The following is a 14065-nucleotide window of genomic DNA, read 5'->3' as shown; positions in this document are numbered from 1 at the left end:
GCGATGAGCGGCCTTACTCCGTCCGCGCCAGCACCTGCTCCAGATTTGCGAAGAACTGTGTCCACCCGCTCCTGGCGCCCTGAAAAGCCTGCCGCTGATCCGGCCGGAACCCCGACTGCTCCATGCGCAGGTGCGTGCCCGTGCCGGTCGGAGTGAGAGTCCAGGTAACGGTGCTTTCGAGACCATAGGCATCCCAGCTGTAGGACAGGGTCTTGTTCGGCTCGACTTCCAGGACCTTACAGTCGACGGAACCCCAATCTGCGCTGAACTTGAAGCGGTGGTCGGCGACCGGCTTGAAGTCGCTCTTCATCAGCCATTCCTGGATCAGGTGCGGCTGGGTCAGCGCCCGCCAGATCTTCTCCGAGGGAAATGGGATTTCCCTTTCGATGACGACTGCGCGTGTTTCGGTCGATGTGTCGGTCATTGATCCATCCTTTTCAGCAAATCTTCGAGATCATTGAAGCGGCTTTGCCAGAACCCGGCCATCTCACTCGTCCAGTCGACCAGTGGTGCCAGCGCGCCCAGCTGCGCGCTGTAATGCGTCTGGCGCCCTTCGTGGCGGTCGCGCACCAATCCAGCCTGCTTTAGTATGCCGAGATGTTTTGAGACGACCGGCTGAGAAACCCCGGCCCGAGCCGTCAGAGCCCCGACCGTCTTCTCTCCTTCGCGGCACAGCCGCTCGAAAAGAGCCCGCCGTGTCGGATCAGCGAGCGTTTTGAAGAGCGCGTCTTGAGCATCGGACATTCGAATTCATACCTATTCAGCTATGGATTAATTCATAGCCAATGAGGCATGCGTGAGTCAAGAGGCAAACGAAGAGCGAAAAGAATTAGCAGGCCTAGCCGATGTGGATAAGCCGGCGGACACGACGTTCGGGAAGACTGTGAGGAAATGAAACATATCTCACTGGCTATAAATCAACGCGTTTCGCTGGATTATGCGCCCCAGGACGATTTCGGCAGGATGGCGCCAAGGTCTCAAACAATGACAATCATCAATACCGAGGATTACGCGATCTGCCGCTCCGAACCGGGCATGGCCGCACTCAACAAAACGCCGAAAGCCACGGGGCGGCTTCCGGCGATATCCTGTTCGGCGTCGCGTCGGAACTCAGGAACCGGAGACGACCTTCAGGTTGCCGCCGTGGCTGCCGCCTGTAAAGACCTGCTTGCCGCCGAATTCGTTGTTGAACGCCAGGCGCTGCTGCGCGCGGGTGATGCCGAGCTCGGGGAAGAGCAGCTCGGCGACACGATAGGCTTCCTCCAGATGCGGGTAACCGGAGCCGATCACCGTATCGATGCCGATCTCCTGATATTCGGCAAGGCGCGCGGCAACCGTCTTCGGCGACCCCACAAGCGCGGTGCCGGCACCAGCCCGCACCAGGCCGACACCGGCCCAGAGGTTCGGCGAGACCTCGAGCTTGTCGCGCCGGCCGCTGTGAAGGGCGGCCATACGCTTCTGACCGACCGAGTCGGACTCGTGAACGAAGCGCTCCTGCGCCTCGCGGATCGTATCGTCGTCGAGATGGCGGATCAGCCGCTCCGCCGCCTCCCATGCCTCCTCGTCGGTCTCGCGCACGATGAAGTGCAGGCGGATGCCGAAGGTCACCTCGCGGCCGCGCTCGGCGGCGGCCTTGCGCACCTTGGCGATCTTTTCGGCCACCTGTGCCGGCGGCTCGCCCCAGGTCAGATATTTGTCGACGCGGCCGACCGAGAAATCGATGCCGGCATCCGATGAACCGCCAAAATAAAGCGGCGGACGCGGGTTCTGCACTGAGGGAAAGCCGAGGCGCGCATTTGTCGCCTTAATGTATTTGCCGTCAAAGCTCGCCGTGCCCTTATCCAGCAGTTCCTCGAAGACCGTGAAGAACTCCTCCGCATGGGCATAACGCTCGTCATGTTCGAGATGGATACCGTCACCGGCAAGCTCGGCCGGACTGCCGCCCACGACGATGTTGAGCAGCAGGCGGCCGTTGGAGATGCGATCGAGCGTCGTCGCAAGTCGCGCGTAATAAGCGGGCGATGCCGTGCCGGGGCGGACCGCCACCAGGAACTGCAGCTTCTCGGTCTTGGCCGCGAGAGCCGCCGCCGTCACGAAGGATTCTTCGCAGGCAACGCCTGTCGGCAGCAGCACGCCGGAATAGCCGAGCCGGTCGACAGCCTGGGCGATCTGCGTGAGATAGCCGATCTCGGGCGCGCGGTTGAGATCGGAGGAACCGAGATAGGTGCCGTCGCCCGATGTCGGGATGAACCAAAGGAAATTGATGGGATCGGATGTGGCGGTCATGGAAACAATCCTTTGCTGCTAAATTCGAAAATCAGCTCGCGCGGTCAAGCTGGGCCCTGGCAGGCGACGACATACGGACGTGCCTGCGCATCGCAGCCGCACGGATGCTTGGGAGGATCATGGCGGCGGGAAGAATTCCGGGGCTTCGTCTGCGCGTGAACATCTGAATATCCTGTCGATCGATGGCGGCCGGCCGGATGCCGTCAATGGTCGCCGTCGATCGCCAGGATACTGGCATAGACTACAAATTATATCGACAATATCAATTTCGCATTGTCATCCGCTTCGGGGAATAATTTTTCCCGTTCAGGCGCTCGTCGACACGGGCCTGCTGATACCGGCCTTCTTCCGCTACCCCTCCCGACGTTCGGCGGCCAGCCGCTCGCGGAGAAAACCGGCCCCACCTGCAAGGCGCGTCGCCAGCAGGCTAGCCGGATCGACCATGCGCCAATAGGGCGTGACCGTCGAAACCGCCTCGCCCTTTTGCAGCGCGTGGAAAGACAGATCGGCGATCGCGCGCAGATGCCGCTGAACGGTGACCGGACAACAGGCGTCCGCCCCGTATTGGGTAGCGAGACGGCGGCGAAGGACGCCAAGCTCGGTGAAAACACCTTCCTGTGCCAACCGAATTTGCGCTGCGACCATCTGCTGCGATGGAATCAGCGTCGCCTGCATTCCACTGCGGCCTTTGCGCCGCGGCTTGATCGTCGGAATTTCGCTCATGTCACCCCCCCGGAACATTTTGCCTGATCCCCATCTAGGGCCTAGGCGAGCGGCGACCAGCCTCCTATGCGTCTATCGGAAGGAACTCCGTCTTCACGGCTTTTCTGCTCCCCCCGTTTCGGTTAATCCTCGGGGCCTCGCACACCCGATAAGGACAGGACATATGGCTAAAGTCGCATTCATCGGTCTCGGCGTCATGGGCTTTCCCATGGCAGGGCATCTGAAGACGAAGGGCGGCCACGATGTCACCGTCTACAATCGAACAGTCGAAAAGGCCGTCGCCTGGGCCGAGAAATTCTCCGGCAAATCCGCTCCCACCCCGGCTGAGGCTGCAGCAGGCGCCGATTTCGTCTTCGTCTGCGTCGGCAATGACGAAGATCTCCGATCGGTGACATCTGGCGAAAACGGCGCCCTGCACGGCATGAAGCCGGGTTCGGTGCTGATCGACAACACCACCGCCAGCGCCGAAGTCGCTCGCGAACTTTATGCCGTGGCAAAGGAAAAAGGCGTCGATTTCATCGACGCTCCCGTCTCCGGCGGCCAGGCCGGCGCTGAAAACGGCGCCCTCACCGTCATGTGCGGTGGCGACGAGGCCGTCTTCGAACGCGCCAGGCCCGTCATCGACGCCTATGCCCGCATGGTCGGTCTGATGGGGCCGGCAGGTTCAGGCCAACTGACCAAGATGGTCAACCAGATCTGCATCGCCGGCCTCGTCCAGGGACTTGCCGAAGCACTGCATTTCGGCAAGCGCGCCGGCCTTGATATTGAAAAGGTCGTCGAGGTTATCTCCAAGGGGGCGGCCGGCTCCTGGCAGATGGAAAACCGCCACAAGACCATGAACGCAGGCAAATATGATTTCGGCTTCGCGGTCGACTGGATGCGCAAGGATCTCGGCATCGTGCTCACCGAAGCGCGCCGCAACGGCGCCAAGCTGCCTGTCACTGCCGTGGTCGACCAATTCTACGGCGACGTACAGGCGATGGGCGGCAATCGCTGGGATACATCCTCGTTGCTCGCCCGCCTGGAACAGGATGATTTTAGTCCCGGTCGGACTAAAATCTGAATCTCGTTCTAAATTGAAGGGACAGGTGCATGATGCCGAAAACCGCTCACACTTTTCGGCATCATCCTGTAGAAAAATGATCACGCCCGCCTCCGACGCAGCCGAACTGATCGCGCATCTCGAAAAGCTGCGTTCGGAGGAAAATATCGCCGGCATGGCGCGCTTCGGCATTGTCACGAACCGCGCCCTCGGCATATCCAATCCCGATATCAAGGTGGTCGCCAGACTGGCGAAGAAGGATCAAGTCCGGGCAGTTCAGCTCTGGCGAAGCGATATCCGTGAAGCCCGCCTGCTCGCCCTGTACACCGCCGAGCCGAAGCGGCTGACGGCAAACAAAGCCCGGAATTGGGCCAATGATTTCAATTCCTGGGAGATCGTCGATTGCCCCGCCGATCTCTTCATCGAGGCCGCGCTGGACGAGCTCATCCCAGAATTCGCCGACGACGAGCGCGAATTTGTCAAGCGCACTGCCTTCGCCATGATTGCCGGCGCAGCCGTCCATTGCAAAAAGGAGCCCGACGCCACCATCCTTGCCTGGCTGCCGCTGATCAAGGCTCATTCCGGCGACCCTCGAAACTTCGTCCGCAAGGCGGTCAACTGGGCGCTTCGCAGCATCGGAAAGCGCAATCTCGCCTGCCATGCACCGGCGCTGGCCCTCGCAAGAGCCTTGGCCGAAAGCTCTGATAAAACCGCTCGCTGGATCGGCAAGGATGCCAACAGGGAACTGGCCGGCGAAAAGCTGCTGGCACGGCTGCGATAAAGCGGATGCCGGCTTCAAACCTGAAGCCCCTTCTTGGTCAATGCTGCTTCATCAATGCTGCCGGGATTTTTCGACCAGGAAATCGATCAGCACCCGCACAGCCGGCGACATGCCCTTGGCGGTCGTGAAGACGATATAGAACTGGCTCTCCTCCGACTGCCATTCCGGCAGCACTCGCACCAGCTTGCCAGCCTGGAGATCGGCCTCGCAGGCACTTTCGAGCAAAAGCCCGAAGCCGAGGCCGGCACGGGCCGCGTCGAGGATGGCGGTCATGCTCCGACAGGTCAGCCGCGGCTGATGCCGAATCACCTGTCTGGCGTCATCTGGACCGATCAATTCCCAGGTGTGGAACGACACCCATGACGTCATTGCCAGCGTCGGAAGCTCGGCGAGCTCGTCCACACAATTCAAGCAGCCGGTGCGCTCGACCAGCGAGGGACTTGCGACGAGAATACGCCGCGCCCGGTCAAGCTTGCGCATCGTCAGGCTCGTCTGCGTCTCCGGCTCGTTGGTCGCCCTCACCTCAAGATCGATCCGTTCGTTGATGAGGTCAGCGCGCCGGTCGGAGCCGATGATCTGCAGCTTGATCTTCGGATAGCGCTCCAGGAATTCAGGCAGGATTCCGCCGACCGAAATGTCGACGAGACCGAGAGGGCAGCCCATCCGCACCACGCCTTGCGGGTCGGATTGAGCCTCGCTGACGATTGATTTGGCGCGGTCGGCCTCCTGCAAGATGGTCTGGCATCTTTCGTAGAAAGCCTGGCCGATCTCTGTCACCCGGAAGTGACGAGTCGAGCGTTCTATAAGCCTTGCGCCAAGCCCGTCCTCAAGGCGGCTGACCCGCCTGCTCAACTTCGATCGCGGTATCTTCAGATCGCGACTTGCGGAAGCGAAGCCGCCGCTGGAGACGACAGCGGCGAAATAATAGTAGTCGTTGAGATCGTCCATACAAGCTGCCCGAGAGAAGGAAATGAATGCCAGCCCCCTGCAAGGGGTTGTATCGTCTCTCCAACAAAGCTGTAATCACATTGTCGGCATTGGACCTTCTTTTCACGACCTGTTGCGGCCAAGCCTGGCGAGGCCGACTACGAGAAAGGACCAATAGCTCCCTTACGGTGATGCTATCGATCAATCCAGCTCGCTTGAAAATTGAAAAAGGGAGTGCCTCGAGAGACGGTCCACGCAAGAAGCCGGCGTGCAATACGCAACATCCGCTCCGGTTCACCTGAAAAGGCTGTGCTGAAAGACTGCCTTGAAGACTGCGCGTCAAAAACGCTGCAAGGACGGCCCGGCAGGGAAGACCGGACCCGTCCCCGTAGCTGATCGGAGGTCACTCGGATCAGAAACTGATTTGAAGTGCCCCCGGCCCGAAGGCCGGGAGCATTCACTAAGTTGATTAGAACGAACGCTGCAGACGGAAGTAGCCCGTCGTGGAGTCGTCGCCATCATCCGGATCGAGGTACTGAACCGAAGCCTTGGCGTAGAAGTTGTCGACGATCTGGTAATCAACTGTCAGACCGACCTTCCAAGCATCGCCGAGACCGTCGAAGTCATCCGGAACGGCCTTGTCGCCACCGAAGTAGTTGCCGTAGTACTGAACGGCCGGGGTGATCTTCAGCTTGTCGGTTGCCTTGATGGCGTATTCGGCTGCAATAGCCCATTCAGCCGAGGAGTAGTAGGAGTTTGGTCCGGAAGAGTATACGCCAGCGAGGCCGAGCGTGCCGGGGCCGATTTCAACCGTACCCATAGCGCGGATTGCGCCGTCTTCGTTGTCGAAGTCCCAGCCGCCAGTGACCTGGTAGCTGAAGGCACCAGCCGTGCCGCCGACGCCGAAGGCAACGCCAACGTTGTTTGCTTCTTCGTCGCCCTTGTAAACGCCGTCTTCCAGTTCGTCGACGCTGAGGCCAGCGTAGAAGGTGCCGCTTTCATACTGATAGCGCATGGAGTTGTGGAGCGTTACAACCGAACCGATGTCGTCGGTTTCGCCGGAGAGGCCATCGTCCCACCAGCTGTAGAAGAGACCAGCGCGGAAGCCCGCGATGTCGAGGTAAGCGGAGTCGAGAATAGCGTCCTGATCGGTGGCGTTGTCAGCATTGAACTGCATGACGATGACGCCGGTCAGCGGACCATACTCGGTATCGCTCTTGGCCGTGAACTGAACCTGACCGCGCGTAACGGCATCCCAATCGGAGTCGTTAGGATGAGCTAGCGAACCGCCAACCTGATCGCCAACGTTGACCTGGAAACGAATGTAGCCTTCGATCTTGAGGCAGGTTTCGGTGCCCGGGATGTAGAAGTAGCCGGTGCCGTAAGCGTCGCAGACGCGAACGTATTCAACCGGTTCCGGCTCAGCAGCAACGATAGCGTCAGCTGCAAGAACCGGCGTCGATGCAGCAAATGCTGCTGCTGATGCAAGCAAAACCATTCTGATGTTCATTTACCAATCCATTCCTTTGTCGATCGGGGCTGGCTTCCAATCGAATAGTCGATTTGAAGCCGGCCCAGTTTGAACAGCCATCTCGGCGTGCGGATCGATCGAACCGCCAAACCGTCATCACATACAAGGCCCTATCAAGCAATTCTCGATACATGCAGGATGGGGCCCCGACAGTAACTTTCACCGGCGACGTGATTTTTATACAACAATTTCAATTATTTAGACCAAACACACGCCAAACGGCTCCGCGACGGAAATCCTCCATCGCAAGCCGCAAACACTACGCCCCATTTTGTCAAATTCTCCACCATCCGACCCCCGTCGAACATACTGGTGAAGCGCACAAACTCTACCGCCGGCTAATGGACACATACAAGGCAACGGTTTAGAACATGGTGTCCTGAATTCGATTCCAATGAGACAAAATGATGACATGGCGCTCATTGGTTCAATGCAACATACCCCCGTATTCCTTACCAGGCTATGTATTTCGAGAACCTTGGCGCAATTCGAGCGTTTTTTCGCTATTTTTCGGGATTTTCTGCAATCGGGTCACAATCTGCTGAGAGCTTTGCCTTTCGGCTCAGTCACTCTTTTCGTGGTCGGATTGTCTCTGCAGCCTCAATCCAAGGGGAATGGGGCTCACGTGCGGCCGCAGTCTGCAAACCATCTTAGTGGGTTTAGATGATTGCCTCGGGCGCCCGCAGGCCACATCTCGAATCAACCTTATTGGGTAGTCTCCCGTGCGATCGCAGATCACACGGGGAGAGCTTCAATCCTCGTTGGATTTGGCATTATCGAGAAGCATATAGTCGAGCGGCAACTGCGTCGAATACTTGATCTGCTCCATCGCGAAGGCGGAGGAGACGTCGCGAATCTCGATCTTGGCGATCATCCGCTTATAAAAAGCGTCATAGGCTGCGATATCGGGCACGACGACTCGCAAGAGATAGTCGACATCGCCGCTCATCCGGTAGAATTCGACTACTTCGGGGAACTCGGCGACCACCTCGGAAAAGCGCCGCAGCCATTCGATCGAATGGGTGGCGGTGCGAATCGACACGAAGACGGTGACCTTGGTGTTGACCTTCTCCGGATCAAGGATGGCGACCCGGCGCTTGATGACGCCGTCTTCTTCCATTTTCTGAATGCGCCGCCAGCATGGGGTCGTCGAAAGCCCGACTTTTTTGGCGAGATCGGCCACGGCAAGCGTCGAATCTTCTTGCAGCAGACGCAGTATTTTTCGGTCGAGGCGGTCCATGCGCACAACAGTCCTTTCGAATTATTTTCTTTGTATAACTCGATTCCGCGCGACGAAAAGAATTTTGTTTCAGGAAAGCAGCATTTTCGTTCGATCCTGTAGGATCGGGAGCAATTCTTTCTCGAACCACGGATTGCGCTTCAGCCGGCCGCTGTTGCGCCAGCTGGGATGTGGCAACGGCAGCACCGCCGGCAACCGGTTGGACAGAAGACTGTTACGCCACGCCCGCACCGTCTCGGTCATATTGCCCTGTCTTTCGCCGGCCATATGCCAAGCCTGGGCATATTGGCCGATGACCAGCACCAGTTCGATCTGCGGCATCGCCGAAATCACCCTTCGCCGCCAGAACGGCGCGCATTCGCGACGCGGCGGCAGATCCCCGCCTTTGTCGTCATAGCCGGGAAAGCAGAAGCCCATGGGCACGATGGCGAATCGGTCTCGGTCGTAGAAGCTTGCCCTGTCAACGCCGAGCCATGAACGCAACCGGTCGCCCGAAGCATCGTCGAACGGCAAGCCGCTCTCATGGACCCGAAGCCCGGGCGCCTGCCCGGCGATCAGGATTCGCGCGCTCGATGAGATCACCGCCACCGGCCGCGGCTCGTGCGGCAGCCGATATTCGAGGCCTTTCGCCGGCGTGTCACGACAGATGCGGCAGGAAGCTATCTCCCGCCGCAATGTCTCCAGCTCGGCTTCGCCGGTCATGGCTTCACTCCCATCCGACGATCCGCCTGATAAAGCGCAGCGGGCCATCGAAACCGGAACTCTGGCGCGCATGATCACGCACATCGCGCGGCCGCTCGAAAGTGCCGGCCCAGAGGCCCGCCTTCGCAGCCTTCGCCTCGGTCTCTTCCCTGGCATAACCGCCATAGGAGATGGCCATGCCCCGGCGCACCATGGCGGCATTGATGTCGCCGCCCGCCCCGCTCCGGCAGATGACAAGCAGCCTGTCATAACGGTCGCGCCGGCTGCCCTGGCAAAGCGTTCCCGATGCCAGGACCAGGCCTTGCAGCGCCTCGCGCGCCGCCCGGCCGCAGGCCCAGGACTCGCCCGCCCGGATACAGCTCTGGTTGAGTTCCGGTGCATCGATGCCTTCCAAGCGCAAACGTTCGTCTCCTAATGTCAGACTGTCGCCGTCGGCAGCATGGAAAGCGCCCGCATGCTCAATTTTTGCTGCATCGTTGAGTTTGGCGGCGATCAGCGCCACGAGCGCCAGCAGGGCAAAAGCGGTCACGCCGTCACGAATCAGGCGCAGGCTCCGTGTCACGCTTTTGCCTCCTTAAAAAACAAATCCTTGGCAAAGATGGCAAACATCTTCTTAAGAATTGTCGGTTAAGCTCTTATCCACCCTGGGATGAAGTTTCAACGTGCACATGAGTACCGGCGTAAGCACATCGACCGACAAGATCATCGTCGACAGGTCGCGCAGCCACCGCAACAAGGCCGTTTCCAAGGCCGTGCGGCAGACGCGCGAACGTCTTCAGTCCGGTCATGCGTCCAATTCCTCCTTCGACCGTGACGTGCTCAAGATGTATGTGGCGTCGATGCTGCAGGGCGCGACGATCATGCCGCTCTTCGTCGTCATCATCACCGCACTTGGCGTTTATTTCACCCAAGATACGCAATTGCTCTTCTGGGCGCTGCTGACGCTCACCTGTCACACCGGCAATATCCTGCTTGCGCGGCGTGCGCGCCGGCAGGAAATCACCCCGGAGAGCGCCCGCAAATGGCACCGCCTGCTGTTGTTCGGCCAATTCCTGCTCGGCTGCTGCTGGGCCATATTCGCGCTGCAGGGTTGCGATATCTGCGAGCCGTCCAGCTTCATTCTTTATAAGGGCGCGACGCTGCTGATCGCACTCTCCGTCACGGCGATGTCAAACTTTATGCTGACGCCGACGGTGCTCGTCTCCTTCGCGCCAGCGGTCCTGGCGCTCGCCGCCAAGAGCGGCCTGTCGCGCGACCTCCTTGAAATCAGCCTGACGGCGCTCTTCACCACCACCCTCGTCTTCTTCAACTATATCAGCGACCGGCTCTTCAAGTCGAGCCTCAGGATCCTCTCCTACCAGTCGGAGAAGGATGACCTCATTGCCGAGCTTGAAGTGGCGAAATCGATGTCGGATGAGGCTCGCCGCCGCGCTGAAGAGGCAAACCTCGCCAAGTCCCGCTTCCTTGCCTCCATGTCACACGAGCTCAGGACCCCGCTCAATGCCATCCTTGGTTTCTCCGAGGTGATGTCGGCCGAAGTCATGGGACCGCTCGCCAATCCGACCTACAAGGAATATGCCGGCGATATCCACCGGTCCGGCCAACATCTGCTTGATCTCATCAACGAGATTCTCGACCTCTCCCGCATCGAAGCCGGCAAGTACGAGCTGAGCGAGGAGGCGATCTCGCTGCTCGATATCACCGAGGATTGCATCGGCATGGTCCAGCTGCGCGCCCGCGCCAAGAACATCGCCATTTCGGATCAATTCGAACGGCAGCTGCCAGCCATCTGGGCAGACGAGAAGTCGATGCGCCAGGTGGTGCTCAACCTTCTCTCCAACGCCGTCAAGTTCACCCCACAGGGCGGCGAAATCCACGTCAAGGTCGGCTGGACGGCCGGCGGCGGGCAGTACATCTCGATCAAGGACAACGGGCCCGGCATTCCGGAGGAAGAGATCCCCGTTGTCCTTTCGGCCTTCGGTCAGGGCTCGATCGCCATTAAGAGCGCCGAACAGGGCACCGGCCTCGGCCTGCCGATCGTCCAGGCGATCCTTGCCAAGCATGACGGACAGTTCCTGCTGAAATCGAAGCTGCGCGAGGGAACCGAAGTGATCGCCATCCTGCCCGCCAGGCGCGTGCTTCAGAGCCTGCCGGCTGTGGAAGAGGCTCAGGCGGTCGCGCGCAAGCGCAAGAGTTTTGCCTGATCAAGCTGGGCACGATGTTCTGATTCAGCCCCGTAGGATTATCGGCCTGATCACGCCGGGCTGAAGAACAGGTGCCTGCCGAGGACGAAGGCGAGATAGAGGCAGCAGGCGGCGATCATGCAGGTCACCGCGAAGGAACCGAGATCCTTGGCATGTTTGCCGACGATCGAAATCTCCGGCGAAATCCGGTCGATCACCTCCTCGACGGCGGTATTCATCGCCTCCATCGAAAAGAGCCCGAGAAACAGAAGCACCGCAACGACGATCTCCCCGGCAGTTGCCCCCACCAATGCCAGCGTCGCGATCGAAACGACGAAAAAACCGAGTTCCTGGCGGAAGGCTGCCTCTTTCATCACGCGCAGGAAGCCCGCCCAGGAATAGCCGGCGGCGGCGGTGAAATGTCGAAATCCAGTCTCTTTCGTCACCGCAGGCTTCGTCAAGACGCCTCTCTCCTCTTGCAGACTGGGAAAGACTTTGCCTTCCCTTGATGACTCGCAGGTACCCAATCCATTTGATCGGCGCAAGCCAACCCGAGAGCGGATCGGCGACCGACCACTCGCACCAAAGCGCGTCGCGATCTTTCAGATTCGCTTCTCGCGCTTTAGGTCTTTGTTTTTACGCATGTCGCTATCGCAAAACCGCGGCACACTTTTGCGCGACATTCTTTAATGCTTATTCGTGACACCCGCCTGGGCGAAGGTCGCCATGCCGGAATGGCAGGCGGCAGCGGCCTTGACGATCCCTGCGGCAAGCGCTGCCCCGGTGCCTTCGCCGAGCCGCATGCCGAGCGCCAGAAGCGGCGTCTTGCCGAGCATCTCGATCGAGCGCAGATGTCCGGGTTCGCCGGAGACATGGCCGATCAGGCAATGATCGAGCGCGGACGGATTGGCAGCTTTCAGGATTGCCGCCGCCGCGGTCGCAACATAACCGTCGATCAGCACAGGAATGCGTTCCATGCGGGCGGCGAGAATGGCCCCGGCCATCGCCGCGATCTCGCGGCCGCCAAGCCGCCGCATGATCTCGAGCGGATCATCGAGGTGATCGCCATGCAACGCCACTGCCTTTTCCACCGCCGCGATCTTGCGCTCCAGCATCTCGCCTGCCGAACCGGTGCCGGGCCCAACCCAGTCTCGCGCCGAACCACCGTAGAGCGCATAGTTGATGGCCGCCGCGATCGTCGTATTGCCGATGCCCATTTCGCCGATGCACAGCAGGTCGGTGCCGCCGGCGATCGCCTCCATGCCGAAGGCCATCGTCGCGGCGCAATCGCGCTCGGAAAGCGCTGCCTCTTCGGTGATGTCGCCGGTGGGATAATCCAGCGCCAGGTCGAAGACTTTCAACCCGAGATCATAGGCGACACAGATCTGATTGATCGCAGCACCCCCGGCCGCAAAGTTCTCGACCATCTGCTGCGTCACTGCCGGCGGAAACGGCGTGATTCCCTGCCTGGTGACGCCGTGATTACCAGCAAAGATCGCCACCAGCGGCCGGTTGACGGCAGGGGTTCGGCCCGTCCAGGCGGCAAGCCAGAAGGCGATTTCCTCGAGCCGTCCGAGCGCGCCCGGCGGCTTGGTCAGTTGCGCGTCACGTTCGCGCGCCGCCACCAGCGCACGGGCATCCGGCCCCGGCAGGTCACGAAGCAGGGTACGGAAATCGTCGAACGGCAGGCCTGAAACGCTCATCTGTGCGGTTTTCCTATGAATCCGGGTATTCTTGTTTTTTTCACGCAAATCAGCTTCTTTGCGGGTCGCAACTCTCTTAAAGCGGGCCGACGAGGCAAACAACTCCAAAAGCGCGCCCGCGACCATACGCCGAAACCTACGGCAGAACGAAGCAGAATGAAGATCAAGGACCTTGCGGTCGATACCGCCCGCGCCGTCGCCTTCCTCAGCCGCATTCCCATGCCGCAATCGCTGTTCAAAGGCTATGACGGCAGGCTCGGCAGACTGGTGCGCGCTTTTCCCTTCGCCGGCATCGTCATCGGCTTCGTCCCCGCGCTTGCCCTCCTCTTGGCTTTGGGGCTGCATGCCGATCCGCTGATGGCGGCCCTGATCGCGCTTTCGATCCAGGTTCTCGCCACCGGCGCGCTGCACGAGGACGGGCTGGCCGATACGGCCGATGGCATTGGCGGCGGCAAGAGCCGCGAGCACAGCCTCGTCATCATGAAGGACAGCCGGATCGGCACCTATGGAGCGATAGCGCTGATCCTCTCCTTCGCGATCCGCGCCGCAGCACTTGCCGCCATCGCCCGCCACGCCTCGCCGCTCACATCGGCCCTTGCCATTCCCGCCGTCGCGGCGCTCAGCCGCGGGGCCATCGCCTGGCACTGGCAGCGGCTGCCGCCGGCAAAGGCCGATGGCGTCGCCGCCTCGACCGGCCAGCCGGACGAGGCGGCGATGCAGTTTGCGCTCGCTTCGGCCGGCCTCGTTGCAGCACTTCTGATCTGGCCTGCCTTCGGCTTGCGGCCGCTGGTCGCAAGCCTGCTTGCCACCGGCATCGCGGGGCTTGCCTTCACCGCATTCATCCGCCGCAGGCTTGCAGGCCACACCGGCGACACGCTGGGCGCAACGCAGCAAATTTGCGAGATCGCCAGCCTTTGCGCCCTTGCCACGGCTCTTTGAAACTCCGA

At 60.4% G+C, this 14065-nt stretch carries 15 protein-coding genes; 4 read left to right on the top strand and 11 right to left on the bottom strand.

Features of this window, described 5'->3' with window-relative positions; translation table 11 throughout:
• Positions 1-13: 13 nt before the first annotated feature.
• The 4 genes from HJB89_RS29305 to HJB89_RS29290 all read right to left on the bottom strand — a co-directional run bounded on the left by HJB89_RS29305 (position 14) and on the right by HJB89_RS29290 (position 3009).
• Positions 14-424 (bottom strand): SRPBCC domain-containing protein, encoded by a 411-nt coding sequence (locus HJB89_RS29305; protein WP_207580750.1) that lies wholly within the window; start codon positions 422-424, stop codon positions 14-16.
• The gene (locus tag HJB89_RS29300) at positions 421-744 is read right to left on the bottom strand and encodes a helix-turn-helix transcriptional regulator (protein WP_207580751.1); all 324 of its coding nucleotides are present in this window, start codon (positions 742-744) and stop codon (positions 421-423) included. Before HJB89_RS29300 ends, HJB89_RS29305 begins: the two co-directional genes overlap by 4 nt.
• Before the next feature lie 366 nt (positions 745-1110).
• Positions 1111-2286 carry an FMNH2-dependent alkanesulfonate monooxygenase gene (gene ssuD / locus HJB89_RS29295; RefSeq protein WP_207580752.1) on the bottom strand — a complete coding sequence of 392 codons (1176 nt, stop codon included), beginning with the start codon at positions 2284-2286 and terminating at the stop codon, positions 1111-1113.
• Between the two features lie 351 nt (positions 2287-2637).
• Positions 2638-3009 (bottom strand): hypothetical protein, encoded by a 372-nt coding sequence (locus tag HJB89_RS29290; protein WP_207580753.1) that lies wholly within the window; start codon positions 3007-3009, stop codon positions 2638-2640.
• 163 nt (positions 3010-3172) lie between these two features.
• Here HJB89_RS29290 and HJB89_RS29285 point away from each other — a divergent pair, with 163 nt between their 5' ends.
• Positions 3173-4072: an NAD(P)-dependent oxidoreductase gene (locus tag HJB89_RS29285; protein WP_207580754.1), complete on the top strand. Its 900-nt coding sequence runs from the start codon at positions 3173-3175 to the stop codon at positions 4070-4072.
• A 76-nt stretch (positions 4073-4148) separates the two neighbouring features.
• The gene (locus tag HJB89_RS29280; RefSeq protein ID WP_207580755.1) at positions 4149-4832 is read left to right on the top strand and encodes a DNA alkylation repair protein; all 684 of its coding nucleotides are present in this window, start codon (positions 4149-4151) and stop codon (positions 4830-4832) included.
• 51 nt (positions 4833-4883) lie between these two features.
• On the opposite strand, the gene HJB89_RS29275 is transcribed toward HJB89_RS29280, so the two are convergent.
• The 5 genes from HJB89_RS29275 to HJB89_RS29255 form a co-directional block, all read right to left on the bottom strand.
• Complete coding sequence (locus HJB89_RS29275) at positions 4884-5780, bottom strand: LysR substrate-binding domain-containing protein (protein ID WP_221150874.1); 897 nt, start codon at positions 5778-5780, stop codon at positions 4884-4886.
• Between the two features lie 448 nt (positions 5781-6228).
• The gene (locus HJB89_RS29270; protein ID WP_221142324.1) at positions 6229-7269 is read right to left on the bottom strand and encodes a porin; all 1041 of its coding nucleotides are present in this window, start codon (positions 7267-7269) and stop codon (positions 6229-6231) included.
• A gap of 772 nt (positions 7270-8041) precedes the next feature.
• Entirely contained in the window at positions 8042-8530 is a 489-nt protein-coding gene (locus HJB89_RS29265; protein ID WP_007629545.1) for an Lrp/AsnC family transcriptional regulator, read from the bottom strand.
• Between the two features lie 69 nt (positions 8531-8599).
• Positions 8600-9232 carry a uracil-DNA glycosylase family protein gene (locus tag HJB89_RS29260; RefSeq protein ID WP_221150873.1) on the bottom strand — a complete coding sequence of 211 codons (633 nt, stop codon included), beginning with the start codon at positions 9230-9232 and terminating at the stop codon, positions 8600-8602.
• Between the two features lie 4 nt (positions 9233-9236).
• The gene (locus HJB89_RS29255; RefSeq protein WP_207580759.1) at positions 9237-9794 is read right to left on the bottom strand and encodes a thermonuclease family protein; all 558 of its coding nucleotides are present in this window, start codon (positions 9792-9794) and stop codon (positions 9237-9239) included.
• A gap of 106 nt (positions 9795-9900) precedes the next feature.
• Here HJB89_RS29255 and HJB89_RS29250 point away from each other — a divergent pair, with 106 nt between their 5' ends.
• Positions 9901-11436: a HAMP domain-containing sensor histidine kinase gene (locus tag HJB89_RS29250; RefSeq protein WP_221150872.1), complete on the top strand. Its 1536-nt coding sequence runs from the start codon at positions 9901-9903 to the stop codon at positions 11434-11436.
• Positions 11437-11486: 50 nt separating this feature from the next.
• Here HJB89_RS29250 and HJB89_RS29245 read toward each other — a convergent pair whose 3' ends face one another.
• The gene (locus tag HJB89_RS29245; RefSeq protein ID WP_221117156.1) at positions 11487-11876 is read right to left on the bottom strand and encodes a diacylglycerol kinase; all 390 of its coding nucleotides are present in this window, start codon (positions 11874-11876) and stop codon (positions 11487-11489) included.
• 225 nt (positions 11877-12101) lie between these two features.
• Positions 12102-13118, bottom strand: coding sequence for a nicotinate-nucleotide--dimethylbenzimidazole phosphoribosyltransferase (gene cobT / locus HJB89_RS29240; protein WP_164011876.1), 1017 nt, complete (start codon positions 13116-13118; stop codon positions 12102-12104).
• A 156-nt stretch (positions 13119-13274) separates the two neighbouring features.
• On the opposite strand from cobT, the gene HJB89_RS29235 reads away from it, so the two are divergent.
• Positions 13275-14057 (top strand): adenosylcobinamide-GDP ribazoletransferase, encoded by a 783-nt coding sequence (locus tag HJB89_RS29235; RefSeq protein WP_221150871.1) that lies wholly within the window; start codon positions 13275-13277, stop codon positions 14055-14057.
• The last annotated feature ends 8 nt before the right edge of the window (positions 14058-14065 follow it).

The organism is Rhizobium sp. NZLR8 (assembly GCF_019685025.1).
In the GTDB taxonomy this organism is placed as follows: domain Bacteria; phylum Pseudomonadota; class Alphaproteobacteria; order Rhizobiales; family Rhizobiaceae; genus Rhizobium.
This window is presented reverse-complemented; position numbering and strand designations above follow the sequence as displayed.

Excerpts from the sequence above, each read along its gene's own strand:
- HJB89_RS29305 (WP_207580750.1), bottom strand. The coding sequence starts at position 424 with ATGACCGACACATCGACCGAAACACGCGCAGTCGTCATCGAAAGGGAA.
- HJB89_RS29300 (WP_207580751.1), bottom strand. The coding sequence starts at position 744 with ATGTCCGATGCTCAAGACGCGCTCTTCAAAACGCTCGCTGATCCGACA.
- ssuD (WP_207580752.1), bottom strand. The coding sequence starts at position 2,286 with ATGACCGCCACATCCGATCCCATCAATTTCCTTTGGTTCATCCCGACA.
- HJB89_RS29290 (WP_207580753.1), bottom strand. The coding sequence starts at position 3,009 with ATGAGCGAAATTCCGACGATCAAGCCGCGGCGCAAAGGCCGCAGTGGA.
- HJB89_RS29285 (WP_207580754.1), top strand. The coding sequence starts at position 3,173 with ATGGCTAAAGTCGCATTCATCGGTCTCGGCGTCATGGGCTTTCCCATG.
- HJB89_RS29280 (WP_207580755.1), top strand. The coding sequence starts at position 4,149 with ATGATCACGCCCGCCTCCGACGCAGCCGAACTGATCGCGCATCTCGAA.
- HJB89_RS29275 (WP_221150874.1), bottom strand. The coding sequence starts at position 5,780 with ATGGACGATCTCAACGACTACTATTATTTCGCCGCTGTCGTCTCCAGC.
- HJB89_RS29270 (WP_221142324.1), bottom strand. The coding sequence starts at position 7,269 with ATGAACATCAGAATGGTTTTGCTTGCATCAGCAGCAGCATTTGCTGCA.
- HJB89_RS29265 (WP_007629545.1), bottom strand. The coding sequence starts at position 8,530 with ATGGACCGCCTCGACCGAAAAATACTGCGTCTGCTGCAAGAAGATTCG.
- HJB89_RS29260 (WP_221150873.1), bottom strand. The coding sequence starts at position 9,232 with ATGACCGGCGAAGCCGAGCTGGAGACATTGCGGCGGGAGATAGCTTCC.
- HJB89_RS29250 (WP_221150872.1), top strand. The coding sequence starts at position 9,901 with ATGAGTACCGGCGTAAGCACATCGACCGACAAGATCATCGTCGACAGG.
- cobT (WP_164011876.1), bottom strand. The coding sequence starts at position 13,118 with ATGAGCGTTTCAGGCCTGCCGTTCGACGATTTCCGTACCCTGCTTCGT.
- HJB89_RS29235 (WP_221150871.1), top strand. The coding sequence starts at position 13,275 with ATGAAGATCAAGGACCTTGCGGTCGATACCGCCCGCGCCGTCGCCTTC.